Origin of the sequence: Micromonospora sp. DT62, assembly GCF_049847285.1 — a bacterium.
In the GTDB taxonomy this organism is placed as follows: Bacteria; Actinomycetota; Actinomycetes; order Mycobacteriales; family Micromonosporaceae; genus Micromonospora; species Micromonospora reichwaldensis.
This window is the reverse complement of record NZ_JBNCOB010000015.1, coordinates 23,049-49,214: the sequence shown is the minus strand read 5'-3', so window position 1 is coordinate 49,214 and position 26,166 is coordinate 23,049. Positions and strand designations below refer to the sequence as shown.

At 72.7% G+C, this 26,166-nt stretch carries 24 protein-coding genes; 15 read left to right on the top strand and 9 right to left on the bottom strand.

All coding sequences use genetic code 11. The annotated features are described in order from the left end of the window. Positions 1–75 precede the first annotated feature (75 nt). The 4 genes from ACPXCB_RS20285 (at position 76) to ACPXCB_RS20270 (ending at position 5,321) form a co-directional block, all read left to right on the top strand. Positions 76–1,917 (top strand): phosphoenolpyruvate carboxykinase (GTP), encoded by a 1,842-nt coding sequence (locus ACPXCB_RS20285; protein WP_425877201.1) that lies wholly within the window; start codon positions 76–78, stop codon positions 1,915–1,917. 43 nt (positions 1,918–1,960) lie between these two features. Beyond that, on the top strand, positions 1,961–2,821 hold the full coding sequence (locus tag ACPXCB_RS20280; protein ID WP_425877200.1) for a hypothetical protein: 861 nt from the start codon (positions 1,961–1,963) through the stop codon (positions 2,819–2,821). A gap of 540 nt (positions 2,822–3,361) precedes the next feature. Continuing rightward, positions 3,362–4,519 (top strand): geranylgeranyl reductase family protein, encoded by a 1,158-nt coding sequence (locus ACPXCB_RS20275; protein ID WP_425877199.1) that lies wholly within the window; start codon positions 3,362–3,364, stop codon positions 4,517–4,519. Positions 4,520–4,550: 31 nt separating this feature from the next. Next, entirely contained in the window at positions 4,551–5,321 is a 771-nt protein-coding gene (locus tag ACPXCB_RS20270) for an isoprenyl transferase (RefSeq protein ID WP_393167393.1), read from the top strand. A gap of 33 nt (positions 5,322–5,354) precedes the next feature. Here the strand turns inward: ACPXCB_RS20270 and otsB are convergent, their stop codons facing one another. The 3 genes from otsB to ACPXCB_RS20255 all read right to left on the bottom strand — a co-directional run bounded on the left by otsB (position 5,355) and on the right by ACPXCB_RS20255 (position 7,240). Further along, complete coding sequence (gene otsB / locus ACPXCB_RS20265; protein ID WP_425877198.1) at positions 5,355–6,179, bottom strand: trehalose-phosphatase; 825 nt, start codon at positions 6,177–6,179, stop codon at positions 5,355–5,357. 104 nt (positions 6,180–6,283) lie between these two features. Then, on the bottom strand, positions 6,284–6,637 hold the full coding sequence (locus ACPXCB_RS20260; RefSeq protein ID WP_151455785.1) for a hypothetical protein: 354 nt from the start codon (positions 6,635–6,637) through the stop codon (positions 6,284–6,286). Between the two features lie 162 nt (positions 6,638–6,799). Then, positions 6,800–7,240: an XRE family transcriptional regulator gene (locus ACPXCB_RS20255; RefSeq protein ID WP_425877197.1), complete on the bottom strand. Its 441-nt coding sequence runs from the start codon at positions 7,238–7,240 to the stop codon at positions 6,800–6,802. Between the two features lie 264 nt (positions 7,241–7,504). Between ACPXCB_RS20255 and ACPXCB_RS20250 the strand changes: the two genes are divergently transcribed. The 6 genes from ACPXCB_RS20250 to ACPXCB_RS20225 all read left to right on the top strand — a co-directional run bounded on the left by ACPXCB_RS20250 (position 7,505) and on the right by ACPXCB_RS20225 (position 12,853). Further along, complete coding sequence (locus ACPXCB_RS20250; RefSeq protein ID WP_089003683.1) at positions 7,505–7,849, top strand: hypothetical protein; 345 nt, start codon at positions 7,505–7,507, stop codon at positions 7,847–7,849. A 31-nt stretch (positions 7,850–7,880) separates the two neighbouring features. Next, on the top strand, positions 7,881–8,216 hold the full coding sequence (locus ACPXCB_RS20245; RefSeq protein WP_425877196.1) for a hypothetical protein: 336 nt from the start codon (positions 7,881–7,883) through the stop codon (positions 8,214–8,216). Positions 8,217–8,609: 393 nt separating this feature from the next. Further along, the gene (locus ACPXCB_RS20240; RefSeq protein ID WP_425877195.1) at positions 8,610–10,025 is read left to right on the top strand and encodes a PhoH family protein; all 1,416 of its coding nucleotides are present in this window, start codon (positions 8,610–8,612) and stop codon (positions 10,023–10,025) included. A 277-nt stretch (positions 10,026–10,302) separates the two neighbouring features. Continuing rightward, positions 10,303–11,001 carry a lytic transglycosylase domain-containing protein gene (locus tag ACPXCB_RS20235; RefSeq protein WP_357577891.1) on the top strand — a complete coding sequence of 233 codons (699 nt, stop codon included), beginning with the start codon at positions 10,303–10,305 and terminating at the stop codon, positions 10,999–11,001. A 112-nt stretch (positions 11,002–11,113) separates the two neighbouring features. Beyond that, positions 11,114–11,767 (top strand): rhomboid family intramembrane serine protease, encoded by a 654-nt coding sequence (locus ACPXCB_RS20230; RefSeq protein WP_151455782.1) that lies wholly within the window; start codon positions 11,114–11,116, stop codon positions 11,765–11,767. A 117-nt stretch (positions 11,768–11,884) separates the two neighbouring features. Then, positions 11,885–12,853 (top strand): NAD(P)/FAD-dependent oxidoreductase, encoded by a 969-nt coding sequence (locus ACPXCB_RS20225; RefSeq protein ID WP_425877194.1) that lies wholly within the window; start codon positions 11,885–11,887, stop codon positions 12,851–12,853. Between the two features lie 134 nt (positions 12,854–12,987). Here ACPXCB_RS20225 and ACPXCB_RS20220 read toward each other — a convergent pair whose 3' ends face one another. Together ACPXCB_RS20220 and glpX are read right to left on the bottom strand one after the other, a co-directional pair. Continuing rightward, positions 12,988–13,965: a DMT family transporter gene (locus ACPXCB_RS20220; protein ID WP_425877193.1), complete on the bottom strand. Its 978-nt coding sequence runs from the start codon at positions 13,963–13,965 to the stop codon at positions 12,988–12,990. Continuing rightward, positions 13,962–14,993 carry a class II fructose-bisphosphatase gene (glpX, locus tag ACPXCB_RS20215; RefSeq protein WP_425877192.1) on the bottom strand — a complete coding sequence of 344 codons (1,032 nt, stop codon included), beginning with the start codon at positions 14,991–14,993 and terminating at the stop codon, positions 13,962–13,964. The genes ACPXCB_RS20220 and glpX overlap by 4 nt, the downstream gene beginning before the upstream one ends. A gap of 152 nt (positions 14,994–15,145) precedes the next feature. Here glpX and ACPXCB_RS20210 point away from each other — a divergent pair, with 152 nt between their 5' ends. From ACPXCB_RS20210 to ACPXCB_RS20200, 3 genes are all read left to right on the top strand, one after another. Continuing rightward, positions 15,146–15,859 carry a DUF4245 family protein gene (locus tag ACPXCB_RS20210; RefSeq protein WP_425877191.1) on the top strand — a complete coding sequence of 238 codons (714 nt, stop codon included), beginning with the start codon at positions 15,146–15,148 and terminating at the stop codon, positions 15,857–15,859. Between the two features lie 117 nt (positions 15,860–15,976). Then, positions 15,977–16,786 carry a hypothetical protein gene (locus ACPXCB_RS20205; RefSeq protein WP_425877190.1) on the top strand — a complete coding sequence of 270 codons (810 nt, stop codon included), beginning with the start codon at positions 15,977–15,979 and terminating at the stop codon, positions 16,784–16,786. Positions 16,787–17,031: 245 nt separating this feature from the next. Next, entirely contained in the window at positions 17,032–17,886 is an 855-nt protein-coding gene (locus tag ACPXCB_RS20200) for a hypothetical protein (RefSeq protein ID WP_425877189.1), read from the top strand. Between the two features lie 144 nt (positions 17,887–18,030). Here the strand turns inward: ACPXCB_RS20200 and ACPXCB_RS20195 are convergent, their stop codons facing one another. Together ACPXCB_RS20195 and xseA are read right to left on the bottom strand one after the other, a co-directional pair. After that, positions 18,031–18,243, bottom strand: coding sequence for an exodeoxyribonuclease VII small subunit (locus ACPXCB_RS20195; RefSeq protein ID WP_132233964.1), 213 nt, complete (start codon positions 18,241–18,243; stop codon positions 18,031–18,033). 134 nt (positions 18,244–18,377) lie between these two features. Continuing rightward, positions 18,378–19,598, bottom strand: coding sequence for an exodeoxyribonuclease VII large subunit (gene xseA, locus ACPXCB_RS20190; protein ID WP_425877188.1), 1,221 nt, complete (start codon positions 19,596–19,598; stop codon positions 18,378–18,380). A gap of 132 nt (positions 19,599–19,730) precedes the next feature. On the opposite strand from xseA, the gene ACPXCB_RS20185 reads away from it, so the two are divergent. Together ACPXCB_RS20185 and ACPXCB_RS20180 are read left to right on the top strand one after the other, a co-directional pair. Beyond that, positions 19,731–20,720: a 4-hydroxy-3-methylbut-2-enyl diphosphate reductase gene (locus ACPXCB_RS20185; RefSeq protein ID WP_132233380.1), complete on the top strand. Its 990-nt coding sequence runs from the start codon at positions 19,731–19,733 to the stop codon at positions 20,718–20,720. Between the two features lie 42 nt (positions 20,721–20,762). Next, positions 20,763–21,218: a hypothetical protein gene (locus tag ACPXCB_RS20180; RefSeq protein ID WP_425877187.1), complete on the top strand. Its 456-nt coding sequence runs from the start codon at positions 20,763–20,765 to the stop codon at positions 21,216–21,218. Between the two features lie 276 nt (positions 21,219–21,494). Here the strand turns inward: ACPXCB_RS20180 and ACPXCB_RS20175 are convergent, their stop codons facing one another. Then, positions 21,495–24,764, bottom strand: a complete 3,270-nt coding sequence (locus tag ACPXCB_RS20175; RefSeq protein ID WP_425877186.1) for a S8 family serine peptidase — start codon at positions 24,762–24,764, stop codon at positions 21,495–21,497. Positions 24,765–24,926: 162 nt separating this feature from the next. Beyond that, the gene (locus ACPXCB_RS20170) at positions 24,927–26,105 is read right to left on the bottom strand and encodes a DNA recombination protein RmuC (protein WP_425877185.1); all 1,179 of its coding nucleotides are present in this window, start codon (positions 26,103–26,105) and stop codon (positions 24,927–24,929) included. Between the last annotated feature and the right edge of the window lie 61 nt (positions 26,106–26,166).

Below are 26,166 nucleotides of genomic sequence, written 5' to 3'. Positions count from 1 at the left end.
CGAAGACGACGCATAGCGCCGTCAAGACTCGTGCATCCCATAGATCGGTCAGCGTCGACCACAAGGAGATGTGTCATGGTTGCTCCGGCTACCGTTCGGGGTATCGATCAGGCCCCGACGTCCCACCCGAAACTGCTCGCCTGGGTCCGTGAGGTCGCTGAACTGACCACCCCCGACCGCGTCGTCTGGGTGGACGGGTCCGACGAGGAGTGGCGGCGCCTCACCGACGAGCTGGTCGAGGCCGGCACCCTGATCCGGCTCAACCCCGAGAAGAAGCCCAACTCGTTCTACGCGCGCACCGACCCGACGGACGTCGCCCGGGTCGAGGAGCGCACCTACATCTGCTCCGTCGACGAGGCGGACGCCGGCCCCACCAACAACTGGATGGCGCCGGCCGAGATGAAGCGGACGATGACGGAGCTCTACCGCGGTTGCATGCGCGGGCGCACCATGTACGTCATTCCGTTCTGCATGGGCCCGGTCGAGGCCGAGAGCCCCATGTTCGGCGTCGAGATCACCGACAGCCCGTACGTGGTCGCGTCGATGCGCATCATGACCCGGATGGGTGCCAAGGTCCTGGAGGCCATGGGCGACGACGCGGACTTCGTCCACGCGCTGCACTCCATCGGCGCCCCGCTCGCCCCCGGCCAGCAGGACGTGGCGTGGCCGTGCAACGAGACCAAGTACATCTCGCACTTCCCGGAGACCCGGGAGATCTGGTCCTTCGGCTCCGGCTACGGCGGCAACTCGCTGCTCGGCAAGAAGTGCTACTCGCTGCGGATCGCCAGCGTCATGGGCCGCGACGAGGGCTGGCTCGCCGAGCACATGCTCATCCTCAAGATCACCTCGCCGGAGGGCAAGGTCTACCACGTCGCCGGGGCCTTCCCGTCGGCCTGCGGCAAGACCAACCTGGCCATGCTGGAGCCGACCGTCCCGGGCTGGAAGGTCGAGACCATCGGCGACGACATCGCCTGGATGCGCTTCGGCCCGGACGGCCGCCTCTACGCCGTCAACCCCGAGTACGGCCTCTTCGGCGTCGCGCCCGGCACCGACTGGAAGACCAACGCCAACGCGATGCGGACGCTGGACCGCGGCAACTCCGTCTTCACCAACGTCGCCCTGACCGACGACGGGGACATCTGGTGGGAGGGCATGGGCGAGCCGCCGGCGCACCTGGTCGACTGGAAGGGCAACGACTGGACGCCGGAGAGCGACAGCCTCTCCTCGCACGCGAACAGCCGGTTCTGCACCCCGATCACCCAGTGCCCGATCCTCGCCGAGGACTACTTCGACCCGAACGGCGTGCCGATCGACGCGATCCTCTTCGGCGGTCGCCGCCGGGACACCATCCCGCTGGTGACCGAGGCCCGCGACTGGGTGCACGGGGTCTACATGGGCGCGACGCTCTCCTCGGAGACCACCGCCGCCGCCTCCGGCGCGGTCGGCGTCGTCCGGCGCGACCCGATGGCGATGCTCCCGTTCATCGGCTACCACGCCGGCGACTACTTCCGGCACTGGATCGAGATGGGCAAGGGCGCCGACGGCGACGAGTCCAAGCTGCCGAAGATCTACTACGTCAACTGGTTCCGCAAGGACCCGGAGGGCAACTTCCTCTGGCCCGGCTTCGGCGAGAACTCCCGCGTGCTCAAGTGGGTCATCGAGCGGATCGAGGGGCGCGCCGAGGCGGTGGAGACGCCGATCGGCATGGTCCCGGCCCAGGACGCGCTCGACGTCGAGGGCCTCGACATGACCCCGGAGGACGTCCGGATCGCGCTGAAGGTCGACCCGGAGGAGTGGCGCAAGGAGCTCCCGATGGTCACCGAGTGGTTCGAGAAGTTCGGCGACAAGCTGCCGGGCGTGCTCTGGGCGGAGCTGGACGCGCTGCGTGCCCGGCTCGACGCGGCGCCGCAGCGCTGAGGACAGGTGTGACTGACGCCCCGACGGGGCATCATCGGATCCCATGAGGACGGCCGCCGCGACCGAGGTCCGGCGGCCGTCCGCCGTCCGGGCGCTGACCGCACTGCTCGCGCTGACCGCGGCGGCCACCGTCGTGGTCGAGCTGCTCAACTGGTGGTACGCCCCGGAGCAGGGCTTCGGGCTGGCGGTGCGGACGGGCTGGGCGATGCTCCGTTCGCTCGGCTTCCTGCTGCTGATCGGGCACGTCCGGCGGGGCCGGACGGTGGCCCGGCCGTTCGGGCTGATCCTGGCGGTGACCACGGTCTTCGCGGTCGGCCGGCTGATCGTGCCCCGGCAGGGGGTGCCGCCGCTGCCGGGGCTGCTCGGGTTCGCCCTGCTCACCGTGCTCTGCGCCGCTGTGGTCTGGCTGCTCTACCGCTCGTCCGCGGTGTCCGGGCACCTGGTCCGCCACCGGCCCCGCCTCGTCATCGACCGGGAGGGCATCTCCTGGCGGGAGACCCCGCCCCGCCGGCCGGAGGTCAGCGGTTGGCTGCTCACCAGCCGGGTCGCGGCGTTCACGTACAGCCCGCTCATGCTGGTCCCGGCGCTGGTCGCCGGCGGCGCGGTGCTGGACGACCGGCTCGCCGCCGTGCCCGCCGTGCTGCTCTGGTTCGCCGCCGGGATCGTGACCAGCTACGCGGTGCTTTTCTGCACCGCCTTCCTGATGCGCGGCAAGGGCTGGGCGCGCACGCTGCTGGTGGCCGTCACGGCGATCGTGCTCGCCGTCGACCTGCCGCTGTGCTGGTGGCTGCTCGGACCGGACGGGCTGGTCCGCGACGGCGGCCCGCTGGTGGCTGCCGCCGCGCTGGCGATCTACGGCCTCTGGCGCGCCACCCGCGCCGAACGCGCCACCCGGCCGGCGTAGGGCGCCGCCGGACACCCCGACACGCCCAAGCCAGCGTGATCACCATCCGCCGCAGGGCCCGGACCAGCCCGAAGCCGCCCGGACCGTTCCCCACCCGCCCGGCGGCTGCCAATCCGCGCTGTCGACCTGCCCCGCCCACGAGACCGCCCTCAGGTCCACCCCGCTCCGCCCGCTGCTCGCCCCCGCCTACGAGACCGCCTGCGGCCCGCCCCGCCCTTCGCCCCCACCCACGGAACCGTCCGCGGGCCCGCCACGCCTAGCCCTTCGCCGATCTTGGTAGGAACATGCCCCTCCAGGGGCACGTAGCTACCAAGATCTCCCGCGCGCCGTCATCCCGCCGTGCGTGGGGGAGGCGCCGTTGCTGCCGGGGATGGTTCGGGGGCCCGGACCTCGACTTCTGGTTCGTGGGCCGCCGGGAGGGCGCCGGGAGGGCGCCGGGAGTTCGTGGTCCTCGTTGACGTGCCGGGCGGGTTCCGGTGCGCTGCCCGTTCGCGGCGGCAGGATGGCCGCAGGAGCCGGACCGGCGGTGGGAGGCGACGCGTGGGCGACGAATCCGTGGGTGACGAGTTCGACGTGGTGGTGGTGGGGGCCGGTCCGGCGGGGTCGGCCGCCGCGCTGGCGGCCCGGCGGGCGGGGGCGAGCGTGCTGTTGCTCGACCGGTCCGACTTCCCCCGCGACAAGGCGTGCGGGGACGGCATCGCCGCGCACGCGCTGGACGTGCTGGGCGAGCTGGGGGTGCCCGACGCGGTGACCGGGTACGCGCCACTGCCGGCGCTGCGGCTGGTCGGGCCGGGCGGCGGCGCCGTGGCCCGGGCGCTGCCCCGGCCGGCGTACACCGTGCCCCGCAGGGTCTTCGACGCCCGGCTGGTGGCGGCGGCGGTCGCGGCCGGCGCGCGGCTGCGCCGGCACGCGGTGCGGCACGTCGAGGTGCGGGCCGACCAGGTGGTGCTCGACGGCGTGCTGGCGGGGCGGGCGGTGGTCGGGGCGGACGGCGCCGGGTCCGTCCTCCGGCGGGCGCTCGGGCACCGGCCGAACCCCGACCGGCACCTGGCGCTCGCCATCCGGGGGTACGCCCCGGCGCTGCCCGGCCCGCCCGAACAGCTCATCGTCACCTCGGCGCCGCGCTGGCCGGCGTACGCCTGGTCGTTCCCGATCGGGGACGGCCGGGCGAACGTCGGCTACGGGGAGGTGCTGCGGGGCGAGCCGCTGACCCGGGCGCACCTGGTCGACCGGCTCGGCGCGCTGCTGCCCGGCACGGACCCGGCCACGGTCAGCGACCTGCGGGCCCACCACCTGCCGCTGTCGACGCACCGTCCCGCCCCGGGGCGCGGCCGGCTGCTGCTCGCCGGCGACGCGCTCTCCCTGATCAATCCGTTCACCGGCGAGGGCATCTTCTACGCGCTGCTCTCCGGCGCCCTCGCCGGCGCGGCGGCGGCCGGCTCGCCCGAGCAGGCCGCCCGGCGGTACGCGGCGACGCTGCGCCGCCGCCTCGGCACCCACCTGCGGCACAGCTCGCTCGCGGCGTGGCTGGCCCGGCGCCGGCGGGTGGTCGACGCCGCGGTCCGCGCGGCGGGTCGGGACGACCGCGTCTACCGGACGGTGGTGGAGCTGGGGCTGGGCGACGGGCGGCTCGACGCCCGCACGCTGGGCATGATCGGCATCGGTCTGTCGGCGTGGGAGCGGACTCCGAGGCGGTGATTCGGCGCGCAGGTCGCTACGCTGCAAGGTGATGACTCTGCGGGACCTGATCTATTCCGTGTACGAGCGTCGCCTGACGGCGAAGCTCGCGGGCAAGCCGGTGCCCCGGCACGTGGGCGTGATGTGCGACGGCAACCGCAGGTGGGCCCGGGAGATGGGCTACGTCGACCCGAACGACGGCCACCGGATGGGCGCCGTCAAGATCAAGCACATGCTGGGCTGGTGCAACCAGGCCGGCATCGAGCACGTGACGCTCTACCTTTTGGCCACCGACAACCTGCGCCGACCGGCCAAGGAGCTCGACCCGCTGCTCCAGATCATCGAGGACCTGGTGGTCGAGCTGGCCGAGGAGGGCAACCCCTGGCGGCTGCGGATGGTCGGCGCGCTCGACCTGCTTCCGGCCTCGACCGCCGCCGCGCTGAAGGCCGCCGAGGAACGCACCCGGGACCGCAGCGGCGGGACCGAGGTCAACATCGCGGTCGGCTACGGGGGCCGCCGGGAGATCGCCGACGCGGTGCGGTCGCTGCTGCTGGAGTACGCCGCCAACGGCGGCACCCTCGAGGAACTGGCCGAGGTGTTGGACGTCGAGCACATCGCCGAGCACCTCTACACCCGGGGCCAGCCCGACCCCGACCTGGTCATCCGCACCAGCGGCGAGCAGCGCCTCTCCGGCTTCATGCTGTGGCAGTCGGCGCACTCGGAGTTCTACTTCTGCGAACTCAACTGGCCGGACTTCCGGCACATCGACTTCCTGCGCGCCCTGCGCTCGTACGCCAGCCGCCAGCGTCGCTACGGCGCCTGACCGACCCGGAGCACCTCGCCGGCCCCGAGGGCGTCAGGTGAGGTGTCGGGTGGCGTCGGTGAGGAACGCGCCGAGGGCGGCGGGGGAGTCCAGGGTCAGGTCGGCGGCCTCCGCGACCTCGTGGCCCGTCTCCGGGTTGGCGACGGCGACGCAGACGCCGAAGAAATGCGGATCGGCGGCGGCGCGGGCCCGCAGCGCGGCGAACGCCCTGATGTCGGAGACGTCGTCGCCGAAGTACCACGCACCCTGGGCGTCCCGGACGATCTCGTCGATCACCATGCCCTTGTCGCGGTCGACCGGGGGCTTGAGCTCCAGCACCATCCGCCCGGCCTGGACCTTGAGCCCGAGTCGCTCGGCCTGGGCCTGGCCCCACCGCTCCACGGCCGCGCCGAGGTGCGGCGCGGTGCGCCAGTGCAGCGCCACGGAGAGCCGCTTGTACTCCACCAGCGCGCCCTCGGGCAGCTCGGCCCGGGCCAGGTCGGCCAGCTCGGCCATGGTGGGCACCCAGGGCAGGGCCGCCGGCTCCGTCACGGTCTCGCCGCCGGAGTGGCTGTGCTCCAGGCCGTAGAGGCCGTACAGGTCGACGCCGGTGAGCCCACCGAGGTGGTCGCGGAGGAAGTCGACCGGGCGCGCGGAGACGATCGCGATCCGCCGTACGACCGGGGCGAGCGCCTCGATCGCCGCCAGCACCTTCGGGGCGGGACGTACGGCGGTGGGATCGTCGTCGACCGGCGCCAGGGTGCCGTCGAAGTCGAAGAAGAGCACGGTCCCGGCCGCCCTCCCGGCGGTCGTCCGCCAGGCCTGGTCGGCGTCCAACGGGTTCCTCGGCTGCTGGTTGCCCAGATTCAACGGCGGCACGCGCGACAGCGTACCCCGGGCGGGGCGGCTCAATCCCCGGCCGAGAGGTGGCCTCCGGCCGGCGCCTCGGGGGGCGCGCGGTCGGGGTGCGACGGGCCCGACGGTCAGCGTTCGGCGGCTCCCCGTCCCCGCCGGCCGAACGGCACGACGGCGGCCTCCTGGCCGTGGTTGAGCAGGTAACCCTCGACGAACCCGCTGTTGCGGTCGCCGGTGCGGTCCTCGATCTCCTGCAGCTTGTTGACCAGGAATTCGGTCAGGGCGCTGACCTTGTTGTCGAGCCGGTCGTGCAGTTCGGCGACCACGGCCAGGATCACCGCGGTGCCGGCGCAGGTGAGCGCCACGAGGTTGACGAGCAGGGGAAGCTGCCCGCCGTTGACCGCCAGGGTCACCACGTTTCCGGTCACGCCCAGTGTCAGCGACACGGTGGCGATCACGACTGCCATCCACTTCAGGGTCATGGACAGACCCCTCCTTCTGTCCCGCAGGGCTGGGTTCGGCCTTGTCCCGTCCCCCCGCCGACGACGAGCCCAAGCAGTACGAGTACGGACGCTAGCGCGCCCGTTCCGGCCCCGGAGCGAAACGAATGAGTCTGACCTGCCGTTCTTTCGCCATCTGAGGAACTAGCTGGCCTGTTTACCTCGTTTTCGGACATGGACCGGGAGGGTGGGGCGATACGCGAGATATCTGATGGTTTCCCGGATGTGGAACTTCTCCGCGTCGGAGACGTCGGGGTCCACGAGCCGCCGCAGCAGCGCCTCCACGTCCGGGTCCATCGGCGGCGTGGCCGGGGTGCTGCGCGGGGCGGTCGCCCGTTCCCAGCCCAGCGCGGCGAAGGCGGTCGCCGGGTTGAGGCCGAGGCCCTCGCAGAACGCGACCACGCGTTCGGCCTCCGGGTCGCTCGCCCAGTCGCCCCGGACCCAGCGGTTGATGGTCTGCCGGGAGACGCCGGTGCGACGGGACACCTCGGTGCCGCTCCACGCCCGGGTGGCCCGGGCCTCTTCGAGCGCCCTCCGGACGAAGGTGGCGAAGGCGATCTTCCGTGCGTTGGCCGTCTCGGTCACCCGGTGACGGTACGGCCATCCGGCCACCGGCGCGTGTCCTGGCACGCTGTTGTCACGCGGACGTGACGTGTTTTTCGGGGTGCCGGTAAACGATCCGGCACCGCTTCTGAGGGGTGTCACCTGGGCAGAATAGATGCCCGTAGAGGTCGCCGTAAACGGACGAAAAGCTGATACTGTCACGCCCATGAGACAATCTACGGTGTGTCACGTGCATGAGACGATCAGTGCTCACATGCGTCACGCCCCCGGCGCGAGGGGGGTGTGGTGACCGAGCTAGCCACCCGTGCCCAGGCCTTCGGCCTGATCGCGGAGGGGGTGGCCACGGGCCTGAGCGCGCCATGGCGGCTCTACCTCGCCCGGGGCTGCCGTTACCTGTCACTCAGCGTCGGCGACCGTACCGAGTGGGACGCCTGGCGTACGCACCTCGGCTGCCCCGAGGTCAGCGTCCGCGTGTACGACGCCGGCGGGGAGATCCGCCGCTCCTCGGTGGCCGAGGTCGTCCTGGACGGCTGCCGGATCAGCGTCGAGCTGGTCGAGGAGGTCAGCACCGACGACCTGGACCGGCTCCTGGTCGCCGAGCCCACGCCGACCGAGCCGGAGGAGCGATGAAGCGGGACCCGCGGCGCACCGGAGCCGCCGGATGAGCCCCTTCCTCGCCGTCTTCCTCGTCCTCGTCCTCGGCGCCACGAGCTACGCCGCCGGGCGGCTGCACGGCCAGCTCAGCTACCGCATCGGCTACCGGTTCGGCTACCGGCAGGGCTACTTCGACGGCGACCGGGGGGCCTGGAACCGCCGTCGCCGTGACGCCCCGGCCGCCATCGCGTCCGCCCTGGCCGGCCCGTCGCCCGCCACCACCCGGGTCACCGGCACGGTGGTGCGGGCCGGCACCACGTACACCGGCTCGTCGTTCTCGACGCCGGTCGCCCCGGTCGCCGGGCGGCATCCGACCGGGACCCTGGTCCGGCGGACCGGTTGAACCCCGGTTGAACCCCGGTCGACGGGGAGCCCGAGGCCCCGTCGACCGGAACCAGGACGCGGTGCGTCGTCCGCGGCGGACACGCACCGTCGGGACCACGTCAGACCGGTGACGGTGGTTCCCGCCGGCCGGGGTGCGCGCAGGGGGCATGCATCCCGGCCGGATCCGCCGCCGGCCCGAGTTCACCCGCCGATCCCCGGAGATCCGCCGCCGGCCTCTAGCCGACGGGGTCCGACGCGGCTAGCGTCTAGGCATGGCACGGGGTTCTCCCGGGCCAGCCGGTCCGCCCGGATCTGCGACCTCGCGCACGGGGTTCCGCATCCGACCCCGTGTCCCCGGGCACCGGAGGAGGCGGAACACGGGTGGCGGGTGCCCATCCGTCGGAGCAGGCCTGTGACGACTCGCCGTACGCCCGCCGGGACCGACCAGACCCCGGCCGCGACTGCCACGACCCGCCGCGCCACCCGGAGCCGCCGCGGCGCGTCCGCCGCCCCGGTGGACACCGAGGAGCCCCGACCAGCGGGCCAGGCGTTCGTCCTGGACACCTCGGTGCTCCTGTCCGACCCGGCGGCCTTCCACCGATTCGCCGAGCACGAGGTGGTCCTGCCCCTCGTGGTCATCACCGAGTTGGAGGGCAAGCGGCACCATCCGGAGCTGGGCTGGTTCGCCCGGCAGTCCCTGCGCATGCTGGACGAGCTGCGGGTCCGGCACGGTCGGCTGGACCGCCCGGTGCCCGCCAACGACTCCGGCGGCACGCTGCGGGTGGAGCTCAACCATTCCGACGACGGCGTGCTGCCGCCGGGGTTCCGCACCGACTCCAACGACACCCGGATCCTCTCCGTGGCGCTGAACCTCGCCGCCGAGGGACGGGAGGTCACGCTGGTCAGCAAGGACATGCCGCTGCGGGTCAAGGCCGCCTCGGTGGGCCTGCGGGCGGACGAGTACCGGCACGGCCAGGCCAGCGACCCCACCTGGACCGGGATGGCCGAGTTGGAACTCGCCGAGGAGGAGATCGGCCGGCTCTACGCCGGTGAGGCGCTGGACCTGGACGCCGCCGCCGGGCTGCCCTGCCACACCGGCCTGGTGCTGCACTCGGGCCGGGGCTCCGCGCTCGGCCGGATGCTGCCCGACAAGACCGTACGGCTGGTCCGTGGCGACCGGGAGGCGTTCGGGCTGCACGGCCGCTCGGCCGAGCAGCGGATCGCGCTCGACCTGCTGCTGGACGAGTCGGTGGGCATCGTCTCGCTGGGCGGGCGGGCCGGCACCGGCAAGTCGGCGCTGGCCCTCTGCGCCGGGCTGGAGGCGGTGATGGAGCGCCGCCGGCACAAGAAGGTGGTGGTCTTCCGCCCGCTCTACGCCGTCGGCGGCCAGGAGCTGGGCTATCTGCCCGGCTCGGAGTCGGAGAAGATGTCGCCCTGGGCGCAGGCGGTCTTCGACACCCTCGGCGCGGTGGTGCACGAGAACGTGCTGGAGGAGGTCACCTCGCGGGGCCTGCTGGAGGTGCTGCCGCTGACGCACATCCGGGGCCGCAGCCTGCACGACGCCTTCGTGATCGTGGACGAGGCGCAGTCGCTGGAGCGCGGCGTGCTGCTCACGGTGCTCTCCCGGATCGGCCAGGGCTCCCGGGTGGTGCTCACCCACGACGTGGCCCAGCGGGACAATCTCCGCGTCGGCCGGCACGACGGGGTGACCGCCGTGATCGAGGCGCTCAAGGGCCATCCGCTCTTCGCCCACGTCACCCTCAGCCGTTCGGAGCGTTCGCCGATCGCCGCGATGGTGACGGATCTTCTGGAGGACATCCCGCAATGACGGTCGCTATGTAGGGGTTTGTCCGCATTCTCTTTGTGGCGCAGGTCACAATCGGCGCTCTTCGTTTCCCATCAGCCTCACCGTGCGCGATGGTGTCCCACGAGCGCCCACGTACCGAGAAGATCGTTGGTGATCGTTCGTCACGGGACACACCAGCATTCACCGGGGTACGTCGGCTGCGACCGGCACCGGGTCGGGGCGCTCGCGACGCGCGGACGCGACCCACCCGGGTCGCCGCCCCGCGCCGTGTCCTTGCACCCGACGAAGGGACCACTTCGTGAGTCGGCTGTGGAGCCGGTTCGGCGCCCGTACGGCCGCTGTCGCACTGCTCTCCGTGGGCGTTGCCGGCGGTGTCTACCTGGGTGAAGACCGCCAGACCCAGCAGCAGGGCCTGACCGCGCAGGTCGGTGCCGCTGTCGAGCAGGCCGAGTTCGAGTACCAGCGCGAGCGGCAGGCCGCCCAGCAGGTGCAGTCCGCGAAGCAGCGGACCGCCGAGTACCAGGCGAAGCTGCGCGCCGCCGCGGCTGCCAAGGAGGCCGCCAAGCGCGCCCGCGAGGCCGAGGCCGCCGCCGCGTCGCGGAAGAAGGCCCGCGAGGCCGCCGCCAAGGCCGCGGCCGAGAAGGCCGCCGAGAGCAAGCCGTACGACGGACCCATCCCGGCCTCCTGCGCCGAGTTCAGCGGCAACCGCGAGGTCGGCTGCGCGCTCATGGTGAAGGCGGGCTTCGGGATGGACCAGTTCCCGTGCCTGAACAAGCTCTGGGACAAGGAGAGCGGCTGGAACCACAAGGCCCGCAACCCGTCGTCGGGGGCGTACGGCATCCCGCAGTCGCTGCCGGGCAGCAAGATGGGCTCCGTCGCCGACGACTGGCAGACCAACCCGGCGACCCAGATCAAGTGGGGCCTCGGCTACATCGAGGGCCGCTACGGTTCGCCCTGCAAGGCCTGGGCCCATTCGCAGGACGTGGGCTGGTACTGATCGACCTTCGACGGCGGGGTGTGTGGGCGTCCACACACCCCGCCCTCGTCGTTCCGGGTACGGATCGCCGCAGAAGTGGCGGCTGCGCCCGACACCTGATAGCTCTTGACGGGTGACCCTGCACCCGGGAAGCGGCGACCCGCACCGGTTCGGCACCGAGGCGTTCTACGCCGCGCTCGGCCGGGCCTTCGTCGCCATGTGCGCGGTGGTGCCGTTCCTCTTCCTCATCGAGGCCCTCGACCAGGGACTCGCGGTCGGCCTCGACGCCACGGCCGGAATCATCCCGAAGCGCATCGACGGGCTCGACGGGGTCTTCTTCTCGCCGTTCCTGCACCACGGCTTCGACCACCTCTACAGCAACAGCATCCCGCTGATCCTGCTCGGCACCTTCGTGCTCGCCGCCGGCGCCCGCCGCTTCCTCTGGTCGACGCTCGTCATCATCCTGGTCAGCGGGCTGGGGGTGTGGTTCACCGGCTCGTCGACCTCCGTGGTGGTCGGCGCGAGCGGGGTCATCTTCGGCTACCTGGGCATCCTGCTGACCCGGGGCATCGTCGAACGGAGCTGGTGGAACTTCGCGGTCTTCCTGCTCGTCGGCCTGCTCTACGGCTGGCAGCTGGTCGGCATCCTCCCCACCGACGAGCGGATCTCCTGGCAGGGGCACCTGTTCGGGCTGCTCGGCGGGGTGGTCGCCGCGATCATCTTCCGGCGCCGCCGGGGAGACCTGGGCGGCCCCCACCGCTCGGAGTCCACGCTCACCATGCCCTGAGCGTCGACGCGCCGGTGCCGTGCGGCCCGGTGGGACATGCTTGCCCCGGGCGCGCCGCCGGCCCTACCGTCGGGATCAGCACGCGTTGGTCCGTGAGCGGAAAGCGACGGTACGCACATGCGCGAGGTCGATGTCGCGGTGATCGGGGCCGGCCCCGCCGGACTGTTCGCGGCGTACTACGCCGGATTCCGAGGGCTCTCCGTCGCGGTCGTCGACGCGCTGCCCGAGCCCGGCGGCCAGATCACCGCCATGTACCCGGAGAAGCTGATCCACGACGTCGCCGGCTTCCCGGCGGTCAAGGGGCGGGACCTGGTGGCCAACCTCGTCGCCCAGGCAGCTCCCTTCGACCCGTGCTACCTGCTCGGCACCCGCGCCGAGAAGCTCTCGTACGCCGACGGGCAGCCGGTGCTCGGCCTCGCCGGGGGCGGGCAGCTGCGGTGCGGGGCGGTGATCGTCACCGGTGGGCTGGGCAGCTTCACGCCCCGCCCGCTGCCGGTGGCGGAGCACTTCGCCGGCGCCGGGATCGTCTACTTCGTACCGCAGCCGACGGAGCTGGCCGGCCGGGACGTGCTGATCGTCGGTGGCGGCGACTCCGCCTTCGACTGGGCGTCGACGCTCGAGCCGCTGGCCCGCTCGGTGACGGTGGTGCACCGGCGGGAGAAGTTCCGGGCGCACGCGGCCACCGTCGCCCGGGTGCTGGGGCTGCCGGTGCGCGTGATCGTCAACGCCGAGGTGACCAGGCTGCACGGCGACGGCACGGTCACCGGCGCCGAGATCACCGTACGCGGCGGCGCGGCGGAGCTGCTGCCGGTGGACACGGTGGTGGCCGCCCTCGGCTTCACCGCCGACCTCGGCCCGCTGGCCGAGTGGGGGCTGCGGCTGGACCGCCGGCACATCGTCGTCGACAGCGCGATGGCGACGAACCTGCCCCGGGTCTTCGCGGCGGGCGACATCACGGAGTACCCGGGCAAGGTGCGGCTGATCGCCACCGGCTTCGGCGAGGCCGCCACGGCGGTCAACAACGCGGCGGTGGCCATCGACCCGAGCGCGCACCTGTTCCCCGGGCACTCGTCCGACGGCACCTGACGCACCGCTGCCGTACGCCGCGACGGCCGCGACAAGCGCGAGCGCGGGGCGTTGTCGGCGCCGGCCGGGCTCCGGTCCGGCACGCCGCCCGGTACCGGCGGGCCACCGGTCCGGCACGCCCACCGGTGGCGACGTCAGCGGCCGGGGCGGGGCGGCGGGGCGAGGGCGGCGACTCCGACCGCGACCAGGGTCAGCGCCGCGCCGAGGAGGGTGACGGGCCCCGGGCGGGAGGCCGCCGTGGGCAGCAGCAGGTCCAGCAGTACGGCGCCGACGATCTGCCCGGCGATGGTGGACAGGCCGAGCAGCAGCACGCCGGTGAACCGGACGATCGCCGCGGCGATCGCGATGAACACGATCCCGATCGGGCCGCCCAGGTAGAGCCACGGCTCGGCCGGCGCGCCGCCCGCCGGCCAGCCCCGGAGCGCGACGTCGACGGCGAAGGCGACCAGCAGGGCCACCGTGCCGACGGAGAAGTTGACGAGCGTGGCGGTCAGCGCGCTGCCGGCGGCCATCCGTACCCGGCCGTTGACCGCCTGCTGCCAGGCGATGGCCACCCCGGCGAGCAGCGGCAGCAGGGCCAGCACGAGGGTGCCCGGGTCGCCGAGCCGGTCGCCGACGGCCAGCAGGACCGCGACCACGGTCAGCGCCGCGCCGGCCAGCCGCTGGCCGGTGACCGGCTGGCGACCGCCCGGACCGATCCCGGCCCGGTCGACGGCCAGGCTGCTGCCGGACTGGCCGGCGACCACCGCGACGGTGAAGACCGCCACGCCGAGGGTGCCGATGGTCAGCCCCTGGGCGGCGACCAGGAGCGCGCCGCACGCCCCGCCGAGGCAGTGCCACGGCCGCAACGTGCCGTCGGTGAGCGCGCCGCGCAGGGCGACCAGCCCCCGCCGCCCACCCGGGGTGGCGGGGACCAGCACCAGCAGCACCAGCAGGCCCACCCCGAACGAGACGACCGCGGCGGCGATCCCGTCGGCCAGGCGTACGCCCAACTCGCCGTTGATCCGGGACTGCACGGCCACGGCCAGCCCGGAGGCGGTCGCGAGGCCCACGCCGGTGATCCGGCGGGCCGCCGACGTGGCTGGAGTGGCCAGCGTCCCGGCGAGGCTCACTCCTGCTCGGCCAGCGGGCGGCCGTCGAAGTCGACGGCCGAGTAGAGCGCGAGCTTCTCCAGCCGGTGGTACGAGTCGATCACCCGGATCGTGCCGCTCTTCGAGCGCATGACGATCGACTGCGTGTACGCGCCACCGGCCCGGTAGCGGACGCCCCGCAGCAGGTCGCCGGAGGTGACGCCGGTGGCCACGAAGAAGCAGTTGTCCCCGGTGACGAGGTCGTCGGTCGTCAGCACCCGGTCCAGGTCGTGCCCGGCGGCGAGCGCCTTCTCCCGCTCCTCGGCGTCGCGCGGCCAGAGCTTGGCCTGCATCGCCCCGCCCATGCACTTCAGCGCGCACGCGGAGATGATGCCCTCCGGGGTGCCGCCGATGCCCATCAGCACGTCGACGTCGGACTCGCCCCGGGCCGCCGCGATGGAGCCGGCGATGTCGCCGTCGGAGATGAACCGGATGCCCGCCCCGACCCGGCGGATCTGCGTGACCAGGTCGTCGTGGCGGCTGCGGTCCAGCACGCAGACCGTGACCTCGGAGACGTCGGTGCCCTTGACCTTGGCGATCCGGCGCAGGTTCTCGGCCACCCCGGCGTTGATGTCCACCACCTCGGCGTACGCCGGGCCGACGGCGAGCTTCTCCATGTAGAAGACCGCGCTCGGGTCGAACATCGCGCCCCGCTCGGAGACGGCGAGCACCGCCACCGCGTTCGGCATGCCCTTGCTCATCAGCGTGGTGCCGTCGACCGGGTCGACGGCGACGTCCACCTCCGGGCCGGTGCCGTCGCCGACGTGCTCGCCGTTGAAGAGCATCGGGGCGTTGTCCTTCTCACCCTCGCCGATCACCACGACGCCCCGCATGGGGATCGAGTTGATCAGCTTGCGCATCGCGTCGACGGCGGCTCCGTCGCCGCCCTCCTTGTCGCCCCGACCGACCCAGCGACCGGCGGCCATCGCCGCGGCCTCGGTGACCCGGACCAGGTCGAGGGCGAGGTTGCGGTCGAGATCCTGTGGGATCCGCGTCCTGGTGTTCGTCATGACGGCTCCTCCTCGCGACGTTGCGGGGCGGCAGGGTGCGGCGTCGCCGCTGCCGGGTTTGTCGCTGATCCTCACACGATCGCTCACCCGGCGCGGGGTCGGGGCGGTGATGGCCCGGATACGGCCGGTCGGGAGGCTGCGAAGATGGTGGGGTGGAAGCCGCACAGCCTGCCGATCGCGTACCCGCCGACTCGACGCCGCCGGACGGCCAGCCGCCGGTCGCCCCGACCCGGGCCGCCGCCGTACCGGAAGGGGAGCAGGCGCTGGTCGAACCCGCCGGCGCCTCTGGGGCAGCCCCGCCCGACGGCGGGGCGGAGACGGGCGAGCAGCCCGCGCCGCCGCCGGCGGTCGACACCCGCAAGTCCGAGCGCTCGCCGAAGGACATGGCGATCTCGCTGCTCGTGCTGCTGATCCCGATCGCCCTGCTGCTCGCCTTCTACCGGGGCTTCCTCGGCGGCGACCAGCCGACGACCGTCGACCCGGCGCCCGCCCTCGAATCGGCGCGGGCCGCCAACGCCTTCCCGGTCAGCGAGCCGGCGGAGCTGGGCGACGGCTGGCGCACGGTCAGCGCGAACTTCCAGACCGTCGAAGGCGGGTCGAGCCTCCGCCTCGGCTATCTCACCCCGGAGGGGCGGGCCGCCCAGTTGGTGCAGAGCAGCGTGCCTCCGGAGCGGCTGCTGCCCGCCGAGCTGACCGCCGAGGGGCAACCGCAGGGCCAGACGGACCTGGGCGGGCGTTCCTGGCAGCGGTACACCGCCCGCGGCAACGAACAGGCCCTGGTCCTGCTCGAACCGAACCGGACCGTGATCGTGGTCGGCGACGCCCGGGACAACGAACTGCGGCACCTGGCCTCGGCGATCCGGTAGCCCGCTCCCACGACTGCCCCCTGGGTGTCGGTCGGATCGGCTACGCTGCCCCGGCTCACTGCCCGGCGGCTGAAGTCCGCCAGGTGCTCATCGTTTCGTGAAGAGAGACAACTGACTGTGAACATTCGACGGTGGAGCGTCGGCGTGCTCGCCGCCACCCTGCTCGTTCCCGGCCTGACCGCCTGCAAGTCGGACGATCCCGCGCCGACCGCCGCCGGCTCGGCAGCGTCGGCCGTGCCCGCCGACCCCAAGGAGGCGCTGCTCGCCTCCACCAAGGAGATCGAGAAGGGCAACTTCACCTTCACGCTGGCCGGTGCGGGGCTGACCGGCAAGGGCCTGGTGCACAAGCCCAGCAACAGCGCCCAGTTCAGCATGAAGTTCGACGACGAGTCCGGCGGCATGTCGATGGGCATGGAGCTGATCTACATCGAGCCGGAGAGCTGGGTGATGCTCGACCTCGGCGAGCTGGGCGCCATGATCCCGGGCGCGGAGAAGTGGAAGGGCAAGTACCAGCACCTCGACCAGTCCAAGGTCAAGGGCGCCGGCGAGCTCAGCCGCTACATGGAGGAAGTCGACCCGGCCGGCAGCGCGAAGCTGACCAAGGGCATCACCGAGGTGCAGAAGACCGCCGAGGGCAGCTACACCGGCAAGCTCGACGTGTCCGCCGCGGGCGACGCCGCCACCCTGGACGCCGACCTGGTCAAGGCCCTCGGCGCGCAGGCCAAGGCGCTGCCCTTCACCGCCAAGCTGGACGCGGAGGGCCGGCTCACCGAGCTGGTCATCTCCGTCCCGGGCGCCGGCGAGACCAAGGCGCACGACATCAAGGTCACGTACGCGGACTACGGCAGCGCCACCGCCGCGCAGAAGCCGCCGGCGGACAAGGTGGTCGAGGCGTCCCCCGAGACGTACGAGATGTTCAAGAAGTAACAGCGACACACGGAAACGGGGCGGCTCCGGCCGCCCCGTTTCCGCGTTCCGGGGTCACCCGTCCGGGGCAACCGGACATCCCGGTGATTGTGCGACGCGGCGACAGGGAACAGGAGTGGGGCGGACCCGGACCGGTCGCCCCCGGCAGCCGGCCTCAGGGGGTTCGCGCGGCGCAGCCGACGTGGTGCGTCGCCCGGTTTCCGGCCGCCGCCAGGTGCGTCGGGTGACCCATGTGGGAGACACGTATGACTGTTCGACGCCTGAGCGCCGGCCTGGTGGCCGCCGCCCTCTTCACTCCCGGCCTGGCCGCCTGCAACTCCGCCGGGACCCCCACGGCGGGCTCGTCCGCCTCCCCGACCGTCTCGGCGTCCGGCACGCCCGCGCCCTCCGGCAGCGCGGCCCCGGCGGCCGGTGACGCCAAGCAGGCGCTGCTGGCCTCCACCCGTGAGATCAGCAACGGCAACTTCCGGTTCACCATGTCCGGCGTCGGCTCGACGGCCGAGGGGCGGGTCCACGAGCCCACCCAGAGCGCCGAGATGCGGGTGACGATCGGCAAGCCGACCGACGACCTGTTCATGAAGCTCGACCTCGTCCACTACAAGCCGGACAGCTGGGTGAAGGTTGAACTCGGTGGCACGACCGCCAAGAGCGTGCCGGGCGTGCAGAAGCTCAACCTCGGCAAGTACCAGCACCTGGACCAGACCCGGATCAAGGGCAACCGCAACCTCGGCTTCGACTTCGACAAGGTCGACCCGGCCGGCAGCGAGGTGCTGACGCAGGGCATCACGGAGGTACGCCAGACCGGCGACGGCGCGTACGCCGGCACGATCGACGTGTCGAAGGCGGCCGAGGCGGGTTCGGTGGACCCGACGGTGATCACGGCCCTCGGGGCGCAGGCGAAGTCGGTGCCGTTCACCGCGAAGCTCGACCCGCAGGGCCGGCTCAGCGAGATGGTCATCCAGATCCCGGCCGCCGGCCAGACCAAGGCGCAGGACATCAAGATCACGTACTCGGACTACGGCAGCGCCACCGCCGCCCAGAAGCCCCCGGCGGACCAGGTCGTCGAGGCCCCCGCCGAGCTCTACAACCTCTTCAACTGACCCCACCCCCCGCCCGCGCTCCCGCCCGCGCCGATCATGCAGTTGTGGTGGGTGACACAAGGTGTAGAACGCCCTGTATCGCCCACCACAACTCCATGATCGCCGGGTGGGCCGGGGCCGGGGCCGGGGTTCGGGCGGGGGAGGTCAGGAGGTGGGGTCCTGGCGGGCGGCGTCTATGCGGGCGCGGGCACCGTCGAGCCAGCGCTGGCAGGTCTCGGCCAGCTTCTCGCCGCGCTCCCAGAGCGCCAGTGACTCCTCCAGCGTGGTGCCGCCGGTCTCCAGCCGCTCGACCACCGACGCCAGCTCGGCGCGGGCCTGCTCGTAGCTGAGCTGTTCGGCCTTCTTCTCGTCAGTCATCGCTGCCATCCCACCACATCGTGATCCCGTCGCCGTTCAGCCGTCGACCGCCGCGGCCGGCCCGCCGTCGTGTTTCCGCTTCCGTTCAGCGTCGACCGTCGCGGCCGGCCCGCCCTCGTGTGTTCCGCTCCCGTTCAGCCGTCGACCGTCGCCGCCAGCTCGCCCTCGGCGAGGCGTACCCGGAGCGGGTCGCCCTTGCCGACCTCGGACGCGGCGCGTACGACGTGACCGTCGGCGCGCTGGACGATCGCGTAGCCCCGGTCGAGGGTGGCGGCGGGGGAGAGGGCGCGCAGCCGGGCCAGGGTGTGCCGCAGGTCGTCGTCGGCAGCGGCGAGCCGGTGGTCCAGGCAGCGCCCGGCCCGCTGGCGCAGCCCGGTCAGGTCGGCGAGCCGCTGGTCGACCATCACCTGCGGGCGGGCCAGCACCGGTCGGGAGCGCAGGCCGTCGAGCCGGTGCGACTCGCGGTCCACCAGGTTGCGCACCGCACGTTCGAGGCGGTGCCGGGCCTGCCGGATGACGCGGACCTCCTCGGTGAGGTCCGGAACCACGCGCTTGGCAGCGTCGGTCGGCGTCGAGGCCCGTACGTCGGCGACGTAGTCGACCAGCGGCGCGTCGGTCTCGTGGCCGATCGCGCTGACCACCGGCGTGCGGCAGGCGAAGACGGCCCGGCAGAGCGCCTCGTCGGAGAAGGGCAGCAGGTCCTCGATGCCGCCCCCGCCCCGGGCGATGACGATCACGTCGACGGTCGGGTCGGCGTCCAGCACCTTGAGCGCGTCGACGATCTGCGGGACGGCGCTCGGCCCCTGCACGGCCACGTTGACCGTGCGGAACTCCACCGCCGGCCAGCGCCGGCGGGCGTTGGTCAGCACGTCCCGCTCGGCGGCCGAGGCGCGACCCGTGATCAACCCCACCCGGTTGGGCAGGAACGGCGGCCGGCGCTTGCGCGCCCGGTCGAACAGCCCCTCGGCCGCGAGCAGCTTCTTCAGCTTCTCCAGCCGGGCCAGCAGCTCGCCGAGGCCGACCTGCCGGATCTCGTCGGCGCGCAGGCTCAGCGTGCCCCGGGCCGCGTAGAACTCCGGCTTGGCGTGCAGCACCACCCGGGCGCCCTCGCGCAGCTCAGGGGCGCCGACGTCCAGGACGTCCCGGTTGGTGGTGACCGTCAGGCTCAGGTCGGCCGACGGGTCCCGCAGCGTGAGGAAGACGGTGCTGGCACCCGGCCGGCGGCTGATCTGCGCCACCTGCCCGTCCACCCACACCCAGCCCAGCCGGGCGATCCAGGCGCCGACCTTCTGGCTGACCACCCGGACCGGCCACGGCTCCTCGGACGTGCTCCGCTCCACCTCGCCTGTGCTCACCCGCCCACCCTACGGCCCGCCCCGGACAGTCCCGCGCGGCTCGGCCGGGGGCGGGCGGCGGGCGGCCGGCATCGCGCCGTGGTGGCGGTCGCGGCCCGTGTCGCCCTCCGGGGCGGCACGTACGATGGGCGGGTGACTCAGGCTGAAGTGACGTCCCGGACCGGCAAGCGCGTGATCCTGGCCAAGCCCCGCGGCTACTGCGCTGGCGTGGACCGCGCGGTGCAGACCGTGGAGGAGGCACTCAAGCTCTACGGCGCCCCGATCTACGTACGCAAGCAGATCGTGCACAACAAGCACGTCGTGCAGACGCTGGAGGCCCAGGGCGCGATCTTCGTGGAGGAGAACGAGGAGGTGCCGGAGGGCGCCACCGTCATCTTCTCCGCGCACGGGGTGGCCCCGGAGGTCTACGAGCAGGCCCGGACCCGCTCGCTGCGGGCGATCGACGCGACCTGCCCGCTGGTCACCAAGGTGCACCAGGAGGCGAAGCGGTTTGCCGCCGAGGACTACGACATCCTGCTCATCGGCCACGAGGGGCACGAGGAGGTCATCGGCACCTCCGGCGAGGCCCCCGAGCACATCCAGCTCGTGGACGGCCCGGAGGACGCCGACCGGATCACCGTCCGCGACCCGAACAAGGTCGTCTGGCTCTCCCAGACCACCCTCTCGGTCGACGAGACGCTGGAGACGGTGGCCCGGCTCAAGAAGCGGCTGCCCATGCTCCAGTCGCCGCCCAGCGACGACATCTGCTACGCCACCTCCAACCGGCAGCACGTGGTCAAGGAGATCGCGCCCGAGTGTGACGTGATGATCGTCGTCGGCTCGGCCAACTCCTCCAACTCCGTACGCCTCGTCGAGGTCGCCCTGGACGCCGGGGCACGCGCCGGTCACCTCGTCGACTTCGCGCACGAGATCGACGACGCGTGGCTGGAGGGAGCGCGCACGGTCGGCCTGACCTCGGGCGCCAGCGTTCCCGACCAACTCGTCCAGGAGGTCCTCGCCCACCTCGCCGCGCGTGGCTTCACCGACGTCGACGAGGTGGTGACCGCCAACGAGCGGTTGACCTTCTCGCTGCCGCAGGAGCTCAAGCGGGACATGAAGGCCGCCGCCGCGGCCCGTGGCTGACCGGCGGGAACGGTGGGCGGTCCCGCTGCGTCAGACCAGGGTATGAGGACTCTTCGGCTCGCCGTCTCCGCGCTGGCCGTCTGCGTGGCGCTGAGCGCCTGCGGCGGGCAGGACGGTACCGGCGACACCCCCACCCCGACCCCCACGGGAGCGCAGCCGGTGACCAGCCCGCCCAGCCCTGATCCAAGCAGCCCCGCGGTCCCGCCGACCCCCGGCGACCCGGTGGACCCGACGGGGCCGGCCCTGCCCCCGCCCACGAAGCCCAGCGGCGGGCCGACGAAGACGCCACCGGCCGGCGGCACCACCCTGACCGGGACCGTCACCTCCGGGGTGGAGCCCAACTGCCTGCTGCTCGACAACTACCTGCTGATCGGCGGCCCGCGGGACCTGCTGAAGGCGGGCGCCAAGGTCACGGTCACCGGCCGGGTCCAGCGCGACCTGCTCACGACCTGCCAGCAGGGCACGCCCTTCCTGGTCGAGACCGCCCGCCGGGGCTGACCGGTACCGCCTGCGAGGGCTGACCGGTACCGCCCGCCTGGGCTGACCGGACGACCGTCCGTCACCCGTGGGTGCGCGTGCCCACCGGGGGCGAGCGCGTCCGCCCGTGCCCGCGTCGGGCGTCCCGAGCCTCCTGCGTCGCGACGGAGGGGCGAGCGCGTCCGCTCGTGGCCGCGTCGGGCGTCCCGAGCCCGCTGGGTCGCGTCGGAGGTCACCGCAACGGGCGGAGCCCGCCCCCGGGTGGGGACGGGCTCCGGTGTTCCGGTGCGGGACGGGTCAGTTCACGGCGCCGATGGAGACGGCACCGCGGCCGACGACCGCGCCCTCAGTGGTCACCACGGACAGCTCACCGAAGAGCGCCCGACCGGCGACCGGGGTGGACTGGGCGGTCACCGTACCGGTGAGGGTGGCGGTGGCGCCGTGGGCCAGGTTGAGCGGGGTGGCGGGCGCCGCGAGAGTGCCCAGCGCCGCCGCGGAGAACGAGTCCCGGTAGTCGTAGGCGGTGCTGCCACCGGCTCCGTCCACCGCGTAGCCCTCGACGACCACCCGGTAGGTGCCCGCCGGCGGGTTGTTGATGGTCACGGCCTCCTCGGAGTCGCCGTCGGCGGCCCGACCGACCTCCGCAGTACCGCGGAAGACGTAGAGGTCGAGGTCGGCCGCGGCGCTGGCCGGGTTGCCGATCCGGGCGGTGAAGCGGGTCGCGCCCGCCGGCACCTCCACGGTGTACTCGTGCGACGTGCCCTCGGTGATGGTGGGCCGCTCAGCGTGGACGCTGGAGAGCGGGCCACCCTGACCGGTCACCGCGACCGGGCCGAAGGTGTTGGTCAGCGACCAGGTCACCGGGGTCGCCGCGCCGGCGGTGACCGACGGCAGCTCGACCACGGCCGGCTCGACCGCGACACCCTGCACCCGCGCCGTGAGCTGGAACGGGTTGTTCAGCGACGGCGAGGTCCGACGGGACTCCACCTCGATCTCCCAGACCCCGGCGATCGGGTTCTGGTAGTCGCGCTCCTGCGGCTTGCAGGCGTTGGCGTCGGAGAAGTTGGTGTAGCAGGCGAGGCTGGAGGTGCTCTCCACCGGGACGCCGTACGGGTTGAAGGCGATGAACCGGGTCTGCGAACCGGTGGCGATGCCCGACAGGTTCACCTGGAGGGCGCCCGTGCCCGGCGGAACCGTCACGAAGTACGAGGTGAAGCCGTTCCGGTCGACCGAGCCCTCGGTCGAGAAGGAGAAGTTCGGCTTCTTCACGTCGTTCGAGGCGACGATGACGGTGGAGACCTCGAAGTCGATCACCGAGGTGGCCGGGTCGTCGATCGTCATGATCGCGCCGTGCGCGCCGGCGGTGGCGGGCTTGGCGGTGATCGGGACGGTGACGGTCTTGTTCAGCGGGAGCGAGACGGTCTTCGGCGCCGTGAAGGTGCCGTCGTTGCCGCGCAGACCCACGTTGTGCTTCACGGTGCCGGCCGGCCCGCTGGTGCGGGTGACCTTGACCTGGTAGCTCTTCGACTGGCCGATCCGCTGCCCACCATCGGTGGAGGCGCAACGGTTGTAGAGGCCGGTGCCCAGGTTCGGGGTGCCCAGCTGACCGGACAGGACGGTGCAGACCGGGGCCTCGGAGGTGTAGGAGCGCGTCTCCACGCCCTTGCGCAGCAGCTTCCACGCGCCCGGCACGTTGAACATGCCGTAGCCCTGGCCGTACGTCGGGACGTCCTTGATCGGCTTGGCCGAGCTGTAGATCGCCCGGCGCAGCGCGGCCGGGGTGACGCCCTTGTCGGTCGCCTTGGCGGCCGACAGCAGCAGCGCGGCGGCGCCGGTGGCCTGCGGGGAGGCCATCGAGGTGCCGTTCAGCATCGCGTAGCCCGGGGGCAGCGGGTAGCCGGCCTCGGGGACCGCGTTGCCGGGCTGCCAGGTCGGGGCGGTGGAGATGGCCGAGCCGGGGGCGGCGATGTTCGGCTTGATGCCGCCGTCCTCACGCGGGCCCCGGGAGGAGAAGTTGAACAGCGCGTTCTTCGTCTTCACCGCGGAGCCGTAGTTGGCCAGCCAGGTGTCCTTGCTGATGCTCGCCGCGACGCTGACCACGTTGGCGGCCACCGACGGGTCGCCGATGGTGTTCAGGCCCGGGCCGGAGTTGCCGGCCGAGATGAACATCTGCACGCCGTAGGTGGTGATCAGGTTGTTGTACAGCTCGGCGCGGGCGTTGTTGCCGTCGTTCAGCGCCGGCAGACCGCCGATCGACATGTTGACCACGTCGACCTTGCGGTTGATCACCAGGTCGGCCATGCCGGTGGTGAGGGCGGCGTAGGTGCAGCCGCCACCCCACGAGCAGGCCCGGGCGGAGACCAGCTTGGCACCGGGCGCGGCACCGTCGAAGGCGCCGTTGCCGAGCATGTCGTTGGCGGCGGTGATGCCGGCGACGTGGGTGCCGTGGGTGCTCTCCACGATGCCGATGTTGACGTAGTCCACCAGGCCGGGACCGCCGAGAGGGGCGGTGTCCACGTCCTCGCGGTACTCGACCACGAACGGGATCCGCTCGACCACCGGGGTGGCCGGGTTGTCGGTGCCGAAGTGCCCGACGTCGAACTTCTCCTTGTACGGCCGCATCAGGGCGTCGTCGGTGAAGTCGTTGTTCTGGTTGACGTCCACCCAGATGTTGTGGGTGGCCGGGTCGTAGAGGATGCCGAACGTGTCGGTCCGGTCCCCGTCGCGGTTGACGTCACCCGCCGGGTCGCTGGCGGCCGTGATCGACTCGCTGAACCGGTTGAACCGGTAGGTGCCCGCCGGGGCCTTCCAGGTCGCGCCACCGGAGGTGAACGTCGGACCGGTCACCTCGGTGAGCATCGGGCGCCAGGTGGCGTCCTCGAACGGGTCCGTCGCGGTCACCCAGTCGACGATCTTCCGCTCGCCCGTGGTGGTCTTCTGCAGCGCCGGGTGACCGAGGTCCACACCGGAGTCCATGATGCCGATCGTGACGCCGCGGCCGTCCCACTGGGGGTTCTTGGCGACGAAGTCGACCGCGCCGATCTCGTTGGTCGGCATGTAGGGGTTGGCGGCCGGGGTGTCGGCCCCGGGGCCGGCCAGCGTCGTGGCCTGCTTCGCCGCCTTCTTGCCGGAGGGGGCGACCTCGGGCGTCGGGTCGGGCAGCTGGATGGTCTCGTCCAGGTCGACGGCGGAGACGCCGGGCAGCGTGGCCGCCTTGACCACCTTGGAGGTGGGGACCTTGGCCAGGACGTAGCCGATGCTGTCGTACCGCTCGGTGACGGCCGCGCCCAGGTTCTTGAGGTCGGCGGCGACGTCCTTCGCCTCGCCCTTCTTGGTGGCCACGATCAGGGTGACGGTCGGGGCCTTCTTCGCCTCCGCCTCGGCGAGCAGCTTGGCGTCGTGCGAGCCCAGCGCCTCCACAGGGGTGGCCTGGGATGCGTCGGGTGCGGCGGTGGGCGCGGCGCTCGCCGTGGCGGCACCGCCGGCCACGGTCACGGCGCTGGCCGCCACGACCGACGCGAAGAGCGCGGCGGAGGTCCGCCGGCTCAGGTTTCGGGGTTTGCTCACGTTCTCTTTCCTCCAGAGAACAGGGCCCTCAGATGCAGGGCACGCGTGAGGCGAATCCTTCGCGCTGCCGCTGGTCACTGTCACTACCGTGGAGTTCGTTGTGACCACTTCGTGACATGGGTGGGCGTCCATTGTCACATCGGCGATGATAGGTATCGGCCGTCAGTCCAGTGCCGACCGGCCGGTCGGCGCCCCGGCCTCGGCGTTTCCGAGCAGTTCCGGGGCCTGCGGCTGACGGGGCGCCAGCTCGACCTGCGCGGGCGCGGCCAGCTCCTGGTCGGAGACCCCCAGCTCGGCGAGCTTGCGGGCGCTGACCAGCACGCGCGCCTCCAAGGACCCCACAGCCCGGTTGTACGCGGTCACCGCGCCGCCGAGCGACGAGCCGAGCTTGCCGACGTGCTCACCCAGGGTCGACAGTCGCCCGTAGAGCTCCCGGGCCAGCGAGTGCACCGCGACCGCGTTGCGCGCCAGGGCCTCCTGCCGCCACGAGTAGGCGACCGTACGCAGCAGCGCGACCAGGGTGGCCGGGGTCGCCAGCACCACGTCGCGGGCGAACGCGTGCTCCAGCAGCGTCGGGTCGCGTTGCAGCGCGACGTCGAGGAACGGGTCGGCCGGCACGAAGAGCACCACGAACTCCGGCGTGCTGTCGAACGCGGCCCAGTAGGTCTTGGCGGCCAGCGCGTCGACGTGCGCGCGCAGGTGCTTCGCGTGCGCGTCGAGGTGGGTGTCGCGGCCCCGCTCGTCGCGGGCCTCCATCGCCGTCAGGTAGGCGTCGAACGGCGCCTTGGCGTCCACCACCACCGACCGGCCGCCGTGCAGCCGGACCACCAGGTCGGGACGGACCCCCTGGTGGTCGGTGGCGGCGGTGACCTGCTCGGAGAAGTCGCAGTGCTCCAGCATGCCGGCCGCCTCGACGATCCGGCGCAACTGGTGCTCGCCCCAGCGGCCGCGTACCTGGGGTGCCCGCAGCGCCGCCACCAGCTGCTTCGTCTCGGTACGCAGCTCGCCCGAGACCGTGCTCATCGCACGGACCTGCTCGCGCAGCTCGGCGTACGCGTCGACGCGGTCGTGCTCCAGCTCGGCGACCCGCTGCTCGTAGCGGCGCAGCGTGTCGTGCAGCGGCGCGACGGCGCGGGCCACCGCCTCCTGGGACTGCGCGGTGGCCTCGTAGCTCAGCGCCCGCATGGACTGTTCGAGCCGCCCTTCGCCCTCCCGGGTGGCCCGCAGCGTGGCGTCCAGCCGGGCGATCTCGGTCGCCGAGCGGGTCCGGGCGGCGTACCAACCCGCCGCGCCCCCGGCGGAGAGGCAGACGATCACCACGGCCAGCGTCGAGAAGTCCACCCCCCGGAGCTTGCCAGACCGGCGCGCCGCGCGCCGCCGTGCCGCTCTCGTCGCACCCGCC

What these genes read in the sequence shown, in the direction of transcription:
- glpX (WP_425877192.1), bottom strand. Translation starts at nt 14,993, where the DNA reads ATGACGAACACCAGGACGCGGATCCCACAGGATCTCGACCGCAACCTC.
- ACPXCB_RS20225 (WP_425877194.1), top strand. Translation starts at nt 11,885, where the DNA reads ATGCGCGAGGTCGATGTCGCGGTGATCGGGGCCGGCCCCGCCGGACTG.
- ACPXCB_RS20195 (WP_132233964.1), bottom strand. Translation starts at nt 18,243, where the DNA reads ATGACTGACGAGAAGAAGGCCGAACAGCTCAGCTACGAGCAGGCCCGC.
- ACPXCB_RS20245 (WP_425877196.1), top strand. Translation starts at nt 7,881, where the DNA reads ATGAGCCCCTTCCTCGCCGTCTTCCTCGTCCTCGTCCTCGGCGCCACG.
- ACPXCB_RS20285 (WP_425877201.1), top strand. Translation starts at nt 76, where the DNA reads ATGGTTGCTCCGGCTACCGTTCGGGGTATCGATCAGGCCCCGACGTCC.
- ACPXCB_RS20180 (WP_425877187.1), top strand. Translation starts at nt 20,763, where the DNA reads ATGAGGACTCTTCGGCTCGCCGTCTCCGCGCTGGCCGTCTGCGTGGCG.
- ACPXCB_RS20280 (WP_425877200.1), top strand. Translation starts at nt 1,961, where the DNA reads ATGAGGACGGCCGCCGCGACCGAGGTCCGGCGGCCGTCCGCCGTCCGG.
- ACPXCB_RS20260 (WP_151455785.1), bottom strand. Translation starts at nt 6,637, where the DNA reads ATGACCCTGAAGTGGATGGCAGTCGTGATCGCCACCGTGTCGCTGACA.
- ACPXCB_RS20270 (WP_393167393.1), top strand. Translation starts at nt 4,551, where the DNA reads ATGACTCTGCGGGACCTGATCTATTCCGTGTACGAGCGTCGCCTGACG.
- ACPXCB_RS20200 (WP_425877189.1), top strand. Translation starts at nt 17,032, where the DNA reads ATGACTGTTCGACGCCTGAGCGCCGGCCTGGTGGCCGCCGCCCTCTTC.